The following is a 918-nucleotide window of genomic DNA, read 5'->3' on the forward strand; positions in this document are numbered from 1 at the left end:
TTTCGGGAGAAGTTTTTGGGGGTGACGGGTGGTGCGGGTGTTGATGTGGTGTTGAATTCGTTGGCTGGTGGGTTTGTGGATGCGTCGTTGGATTTGTTGCCTCGGGGTGGGCGGTTTTTGGAGATGGGGAAGACGGATCGGCGTGATCCGGGTGTGGTGGCTGAGGGGTGGCCTGGGGTGTCGTATCGGTTGTTTGATCCGATGGAGGCGGGTGTTGAGGGTGTGCGGGGGATGTTGGGTGAGTTGTGTGGGTTGTTTGAGTCGGGTGGGTTGGTGGGTTTGCCGGTGCGGGAGTGGGATGTGCGGCGGGCGCGGGAGGCGTTTCGGTTTATGGCGCAGGCGCGTCATGTGGGGAAGATTGTGTTGCGGATGCCGCGGCGGTTGCGTGGTGATGGGACGGTGTTGATTACGGGTGGGACGGGTTCGTTGGGTGGTTTGGTGGCGCGGTGGTTGGTGGGGCGTGGGGTGCGGTCGTTGGTGTTGTTGTCGCGGCGGGGGTTGGGGGCGCCGGGTGCGGAGGGGTTGGTGGCGGAGTTGGAGGGTGCGGGGGCTCGGGTGTCGGTGGTGGCGTGTGATGCGGGGGATCGGGAGGCGTTGGCGGGTGTGGTGGCTGGGGTGTCGGAGGAGTTTCCGTTGCGGGGGGTGGTGCATGCGGCGGTGGCGTTGGATGACGGGGTGGTGACGTCGTTGACGCCGGAGCGGTTGGCGTCGGTGTGGCGGGGGAAGGCGGAGGCGGCGTGGAATTTGCATGAGGTGACGCGGGGGTTGGAGTTGGACGCGTTCGTGTTGTTCTCCTCGGCCGCTGGGGTGTTTGGTGCGGCGGGTCAGGGGAGTTACGCGGCGGCCAACGCCTATCTGGACGCGTTGGCGCAACACCGGCATGCCAACGGGCTACCCGCCCAGTCCCTCGCCTGGGGG

Annotated in this window: 1 protein-coding gene; it reads left to right on the forward strand. The window is 66.0% G+C overall.

Going from position 1 to position 918, the window contains the following annotated elements; all coding sequences use genetic code 11:
- Positions 1 to 21 precede the first annotated feature (21 nt).
- Positions 22 to 918, forward strand: an 897-nt coding sequence (locus RM844_RS32000) for an SDR family NAD(P)-dependent oxidoreductase (protein ID WP_311670962.1), incomplete at its 3' end; no start/stop codon positions are given.

The sequence above is a fragment of the Streptomyces chisholmiae genome, assembly GCF_031845445.1.
GTDB classification, from domain to species: Bacteria; Actinomycetota; Actinomycetes; order Streptomycetales; family Streptomycetaceae; genus Streptomyces; species Streptomyces chisholmiae.